6 protein-coding genes are annotated in these 6,415 nt (G+C 41.7%); all 6 read left to right on the top strand.

The features are described 5' to 3' along the window. The first annotated feature begins 308 nt into the window (after positions 1-308). The 6 genes from DCC39_RS09730 to pstA all read left to right on the top strand — a co-directional run bounded on the left by DCC39_RS09730 (position 309) and on the right by pstA (position 6,401). On the top strand, positions 309-893 hold the full coding sequence (locus DCC39_RS09730; protein ID WP_116554701.1) for an LOG family protein: 585 nt from the start codon (positions 309-311) through the stop codon (positions 891-893). Between the two features lie 44 nt (positions 894-937). Next, entirely contained in the window at positions 938-1,630 is a 693-nt protein-coding gene (locus DCC39_RS09725) for a response regulator transcription factor (protein WP_116554700.1), read from the top strand. A 2-nt stretch (positions 1,631-1,632) separates the two neighbouring features. Further along, positions 1,633-3,420 carry a two-component system histidine kinase PnpS gene (gene pnpS, locus DCC39_RS09720; RefSeq protein WP_116554699.1) on the top strand — a complete coding sequence of 596 codons (1,788 nt, stop codon included), beginning with the start codon at positions 1,633-1,635 and terminating at the stop codon, positions 3,418-3,420. 220 nt (positions 3,421-3,640) lie between these two features. After that, positions 3,641-4,543, top strand: coding sequence for a phosphate ABC transporter substrate-binding protein PstS family protein (locus tag DCC39_RS09715; protein ID WP_116554698.1), 903 nt, complete (start codon positions 3,641-3,643; stop codon positions 4,541-4,543). Positions 4,544-4,578: 35 nt separating this feature from the next. After that, positions 4,579-5,520, top strand: a complete 942-nt coding sequence (gene pstC / locus DCC39_RS09710; protein WP_116554697.1) for a phosphate ABC transporter permease subunit PstC — start codon at positions 4,579-4,581, stop codon at positions 5,518-5,520. Further along, positions 5,517-6,401: a phosphate ABC transporter permease PstA gene (gene pstA / locus DCC39_RS09705; protein ID WP_116554696.1), complete on the top strand. Its 885-nt coding sequence runs from the start codon at positions 5,517-5,519 to the stop codon at positions 6,399-6,401. The genes pstC and pstA overlap by 4 nt, the downstream gene beginning before the upstream one ends. Positions 6,402-6,415: the final 14 nt, after the last annotated feature.

The following is a 6,415-nucleotide window of genomic DNA, read 5'->3' as shown; positions in this document are numbered from 1 at the left end:
AGGAATCTTAAAAATGAAGCCATAAGACTTCTAACCGCAGGAACTGCGGGGATAGCCTAATCAAAACCTTTCGGTTACGAAGGTGGTCTTAGGAATCTCCATCTTCAAATTTCGTAAGAAATAAGATGGAGTAGTTCAAGAAAAACTATAAAGACAAGGCTTTGAAAGTAACAAATGTTGTTGAGGACATTAGTGGCCAGAATTTTACCTTAAGGAAAACCCTATTCTCGGGACGTAAATCGTACTGTCGGGGTTATCAAGAGCATCGTTTCATGGAGCCGAAGATAAAGATGTAAAGGAGACTTTCAATGAAACATATAACGGTTTTTTGTGGTTCTAGAGTTGGTGCGTCAGAAGCATATAAAGATGGCGCGATTCTGCTTGGAAAAGAATTGGTGAAACGTGATATTACGCTCGTATACGGCGGTGGAAGTGTCGGACTGATGGGCGTTATCGCAAATACGGTTCTAAAAGAGGGAGGAAATGTCATCGGAGTGATTCCGAAATTTCTTGAGGAACGGGAAATCTCCCATCTAAGCTTAACGGAATTGTTGATCGTTGAGTCGATGCATGAACGTAAGGCGAAAATGGCGGATTTGGCAGATGGGTTTATTGCAATGCCCGGAGGACCGGGAACACTGGAAGAGTTTGTCGAAATTTTTACTTGGGCTCAGCTCGGTTTGCATCAAAAACCGTTGGGTCTCTTAAACATTGACAATTTCTATGATCCTTTTATTGCATTTTTTAACCATATGGCTGAACAGCAATTTTTGCTGGAAAAGCACCGTGGCATCATGCTTGTCGATTCAAGCCCGGCAAAATTAATCAATAAGTTTTACAATTATGAACCGCCAGCTGTGAAATCGTACCTTAAAGAAGATGGCCAAATCTAATTCAAAGTTCTTATGGTAAGATGTAATTGTGAAAGGGGAGAGGCATGGTGAGTAGGATTCTAGTTGTGGATGATGAACCTTCAATTGTCACATTATTAAAATTTAATTTGGAGCAGGCAGGTTTTTCTGTAATAACCGCTGAAGATGGACAGTTGGGCCTGCAGCTTGCCTTACATGAGAACCTTGATTTAATCGTATTAGACCTCATGCTTCCTAGTATAGATGGAATGGAAATATGTAAAACTTTGCGGCAGGAAAAGGTGAATATTCCAATTCTGATGCTAACCGCAAGGGACGATGAACTTGATAAAATTCTCGGCCTCGAACTGGGCGCTGATGATTATTTAACAAAACCGTTCAGTCCACGTGAAGTGGTTGCACGAGTGAAGGCTATACTGAGGCGGACGAAATCTGAGAAGGAAACAGAAAAAGAAAAATCACTAAACATTGGTGAATTGGAAATTTATCCAGATAAATATGAAGTTCTTTTTCGCGGTGAAAAGTTGGAACTGACTCCAAAGGAATTTGAATTGCTGCTCTATTTATCAACGCACCGAGGAAAAGTATTAAGCCGCGATCAATTATTAAACGGTGTATGGGATTTCCATTATGATGGTGATACGAGAATTGTGGACGTTCATGTCAGCCATCTAAGAGAAAAAATTGAAGATGATACAAAACGGCCAACATATATTAAAACAATTAGAGGGTTTGGATACAAAATGGAAGGACCTTAAATATGAAAAAGTTGTGGCTCAGAATCTCTCTTACATTTCTTCTTTTGCTAGTTTGCGTTTTGATTGCAATCGGCTTTTTTGTAGGAAATATTATGAAAAGCACTTTTCTTGATATGACGAGAAATCAGCTTACGGAAAATGCACAGCTTGTCATGAAGGTCTTTGATATTTCACATTTATATGATCAGCCTGATTTGCTTCAAGAAAAAATTCGCCAATTCGCCAATCCTATTAGGCAACGCGTCACAATCATTGATGAATCTGGAGAAGTTTTGGCGGATTCGGAGAACAATCCTGAAACGATGAAAAACCATGCCAATCGGCCAGAAGTAAAAGAAGTCATCCAAGAGGGAAAATCACAGGGGGAATCCATTCGCTACAGCGCAACACAAGGTTTTAATATGATGTATGTGACGACACCATTATATAACGGTAACGAGCGAATAGGTGTCGTTCGTACTGCCATTTCATTAGAAACAATCGATAAAGCAACGAAAAAACTTTGGGTTAGTTTATTTTCCATTCTTGGAGTCACGTTAGTTTTATCAGGATTAGTAAGCATGAGTCTGGCTAAAGGGATTACACGGCCCATTGAAGAAATTATGAAAGCGGCCCGCAGGTTATCAAAAAAAGATTACAGCAGCCGGGTAAAAGTAAGAACGAAAGGTGAAATCGGCCAGCTTTCAAGTGCGATTAATGTACTTGCGTCAAGTTTGCAGCGGCAAATGGAAGAAATACAAGAGAATCAGCAGCAGTTGACAAGCATCTTATCGAATATGGTCAGCGGTGTCATGCTTGTGAATTATTCAGGCAAGATTCAGCTGGTTAATCCAGCAATGGAGAAATTCCTTGAGCAACAGCAAGAAAATCTGGTCGGAAGATGTTATGAAGAAACCGGGGAAAATTTCGGATTAAGCGAACGGATTGAGCGCTGTATGAAAGAAGGCGAGCATCTCCATGAAGAACTGCATGTCTACCGCCCGAAAGAACGGATTCTTGATGCGCATCTTGCTCCGTATTTAGGGGAACAGAAAGAAATGAAAGGCGTCATTATCGTACTTCATGATATTACAGATATTCGCCGTTTGGAAAAAATGAGAAGTGAGTTTGTCGCCAACGTTTCACATGAACTGAAAACACCGATTACCTCTGTGAAAGGTTTTGCGGAAACGTTATTAGATGGAGCGATGTATGATGAAGAGCTATGCCGTTCATTCCTAAAAATTATTTATGATGAAAGTGACCGTCTTCATCGGCTCATTAGTGATATTCTCCATTTGTCGAAGATTGAACATCACCTTTTGCCTCTTCAGCTAGAGATGGTCAATGTGGCAAAACTTATTAATGAAACAGTAGAAACGCTGCAGGAAGAAATCACAAAAAAAGAAATTTCTATTTCGTTGCCTGAAGCGAAAAATGTATACGTCGAAGGTGAAAAAGATAGAGTAAGGCAAATCATACTGAATCTTGTTTCGAATGGCATCGTTTATACACCAAAGGGAGGAAAAATAGAAGTTAACCTTTTGGAAAAAGAAAAGGAAATCGATCTCATCGTCCGTGATACAGGGATAGGTATTCCCAAAAAAGACATTCCCCGCATATTCGAACGCTTCTACCGGGTGGATAAAGCAAGATCCCGGCATTCCGGCGGGACCGGATTGGGACTCGCGATTGTAAAACATTTAGTTGAATCCCATAAAGGACAAATTCAAGTAGATAGTGTGGAAGGAAAAGGAACAACGTTTACAATTACATTGCCGAAAAAACAAGATGATATGCATGAACAGTAACAACCGGTGGAATCACTCCACTGGTTTTTTATTTGTAAGTAAATCGGCTATTTCGCCGATTTTTTCCTGATCTCTGACTTCTGGCAAGAAAAACGTTTTAAAGTTTTTCTTGCCTTTACACAATCTTTACAATGCCTTCATACTGCCTTAAAAGTCTCGTATTATCGTTATCTATGAAGACCGATAGTGAAAACAAATATATTTCAGGGGGTACTTCATTATGAAGAAAAGTTTGTTGGCTATTTTTTCACTTCTTATCGTATTGGCATTAGCAGCATGCGGAAGTGAAAGCAGTCAGGCAGATAATAAGGATACAGAGAGCAAGGAAAAAGATTCAGGCATATCTGGTTCAATTACAGCGGTTGGATCAAGTGCGCTTCAACCTTTAGTTGAAGCGGCCGCACAACAGTTTATGGGAGAAAATGCCGGTACAACGATTAATGTACAAGGCGGAGGAAGCGGCACTGGTTTAAGTAAAATCAGCGAGGGCGCTGTTGATATCGGGAATTCAGACATTTTTGCTGAAGAAAAACAAGGAATTGATGCAAGTCAGCTAGTCGACCATAAAGTTGCAGTTGTCGGAATCGCGCCTGTCGTTCATCCGGAAGTTGGAGTTAAAGATGTGAGCAAGCAACAGCTCATTGATATTTTTAAAGGAAAAATTAAAAACTGGAAAGAACTCGGTGGAGCGGATCAAGAAATTGCCGTGATTAACCGTGCGGAAGGATCAGGCACAAGAGCCACGTTTGAACAATTAGCACTTGATGGGGCTACACCGGTAGCAACGCAAGAACAAGACTCTTCCGGCACTGTGCGTCAAATTGTAAGTGAAACACCCGGTGCGATTAGCTATCTCGCATTCTCGTATTTTGATGAGTCGATTCAACCTCTGTTCATTGACGGGAAGGAACCGAACCAAGCAAGTGTGGAAACGAATGATTGGGAAGTCTGGGCTTATCAACATATGTATACGAATGGGAAACCAGAAGGATTGACGAAGGCATTTCTCGATTACATGGTATCGGATGACGTGCAAAATAGTATTGTAACAGAACTAGGTTATTTGCCAATCACAGGTATGAAGGTAGAACGGGATGCGAAAGGAAACGTTACGCAAAAATAGGTTTCATTCAGGGCTTATGCCCTGAATTTTTCTAAATGAAAGGAGAAAGGCGATTGTCAGACAAAGAGTCAGCTAAGATTTGGGCTTCAAATACAAAGCGTTGGAAAGAACGTTGGGGAAGGACGATTACCTTCATAAGCGTCAGCTTGATGGCTGTAATTGGTATTTCCATTTTACTATTCGTTGCATCAAAAGGATTATCTACATTTTTCGTGAACAAAGCCAGTGTTGTCCAATTTTTGACCGGGCTTCATTGGGAACCTAGTAAGCTTGATGAGTTTGGCAAACCTTTCGTTGGGGCGTTGCCTCTTATCATTGGTTCCTTCACCGTGACGGTTTTGGCTGCGCTTGTGTCAGCACCGATAGCAATAGGTGTGGCAATATTCATGACAGAAATTTCGCCTCACATTGGAAAAAAATTTCTCCAGCCAATGGTTGAATTGCTTGTAGGCATCCCTTCTGTCGTATATGGGTTTATTGGTCTTAGTGTGGTTGTTCCTTTTTTGCGTGACCATGTTTCTGGAAGCGGATTTGGAATAGCCGCTGGTACCATTGTTCTTTCGATTATGATTTTGCCTACGATTACTAGTTTATCGGTTGATGCGATTCGTTCTGTCCCTTTACAGCTTCGTGAAGCTTCATTGGCGCTTGGAGGAACTCGCTGGCAGACGATTTCCCGCGTTTTGCTGACGACAGCTCTTCCCGGTCTTTTCACTGCAATCGTATTTGGAATGGCGCGTGCGTTTGGGGAAGCATTAGCCGTACAGATGGTCATTGGGAATTCAACGGTGATTCCGCAATCGCTCTTTGAGCCGGCTTCTACACTTACGAGCATTTTAACAATGGGAATGGGCTATACCGTCATGGGGCAAGTCGAAAATAATGCACTTTGGACCCTTGCCTTCGTGTTGCTCGGCATGTCTTTGTTTTTCATACTAATTATTAGGCGATTGGAACGCAGGAGGATTTACAGATGAATGCAAAATTGGCAGATCGCATCGCAACGATTGTTTTCTACATGATTGCTGTCATGATTGCAATCCTTTTGACTGGTCTTTTAGGATATTTACTCTATAATGGCCTTCCGAAGCTAAGTTGGGATTTTATCACGTCCTCACCGCAAGTTTTTAAAGAAGGCGGAGGAATTGGCCCACAATTATTTAATTCGTTTTACCTTTTGGTTCTTACGATGCTCATTAGCATTCCGCTTTCGTTGGGCGCGGGGATTTACATGGCTGAATATGCAAAAAAGAATCGATTCACAAACTTTCTTCGCACGATGATTGAAACACTTTCATCCTTGCCTTCGATCGTTGTTGGTTTGTTCGGCTTTTTGTTCTTTGTCATCTATATGGGCTGGGGATTTTCGATTCTTTCAGGCGCATTTGCTTTAACAATTTTTAACCTTCCGTTAATGGTGCGTGTTGTTGAGGATTCGTTGCGCAGTGTTCCCCAATCTCAAAAAGAAGCGGGATTGGCTTTGGGTGTGTCGCGTTGGGAGGTAGTGGCAACGATTATGCTGCCAGCCGCACTGCCGGGGATTATTACAGGAGTTATCCTTGCGGCAGGGCGAGTGTTCGGAGAAGCAGCGGCATTAATCTATACAGCAGGGATGAGTTCGCCAACCCTTGATTTTACAAACTGGAATCCCTTCAGTCCGTCTTCACCGTTAAATCCATTAAGGCCGGCGGAAACATTGGCTGTGCACATATGGAAAATTAATGGTGAGGGTTTAATGCCGGATGTGCGTGATGTATCGGATGGTGCGGCATTGTTACTTGTTTTAGTGATTTTAGTATTTAATCTTGGGGCCCGTTGGGTCGGGCATCTCATTTACAAACGGATGACATCATCTTAAAAGGAGGCTATTTA

The organism is Pueribacillus theae, from assembly GCF_003097615.1.
Taxonomy (GTDB): Bacteria; Bacillota; Bacilli; order Bacillales; family UBA6769; genus Pueribacillus; species Pueribacillus theae.
Note: the sequence above shows the minus strand (reverse complement) of the source record. Positions and strands in the feature narration are given on the sequence as shown.

Excerpts from the sequence above, each read along its gene's own strand:
- pstA (WP_116554696.1), top strand. The coding sequence starts at position 5,517 with ATGAATGCAAAATTGGCAGATCGCATCGCAACGATTGTTTTCTACATG.
- DCC39_RS09715 (WP_116554698.1), top strand. The coding sequence starts at position 3,641 with ATGAAGAAAAGTTTGTTGGCTATTTTTTCACTTCTTATCGTATTGGCA.
- DCC39_RS09725 (WP_116554700.1), top strand. The coding sequence starts at position 938 with ATGGTGAGTAGGATTCTAGTTGTGGATGATGAACCTTCAATTGTCACA.
- DCC39_RS09730 (WP_116554701.1), top strand. The coding sequence starts at position 309 with ATGAAACATATAACGGTTTTTTGTGGTTCTAGAGTTGGTGCGTCAGAA.
- pnpS (WP_116554699.1), top strand. The coding sequence starts at position 1,633 with ATGAAAAAGTTGTGGCTCAGAATCTCTCTTACATTTCTTCTTTTGCTA.
- pstC (WP_116554697.1), top strand. The coding sequence starts at position 4,579 with ATGAAAGGAGAAAGGCGATTGTCAGACAAAGAGTCAGCTAAGATTTGG.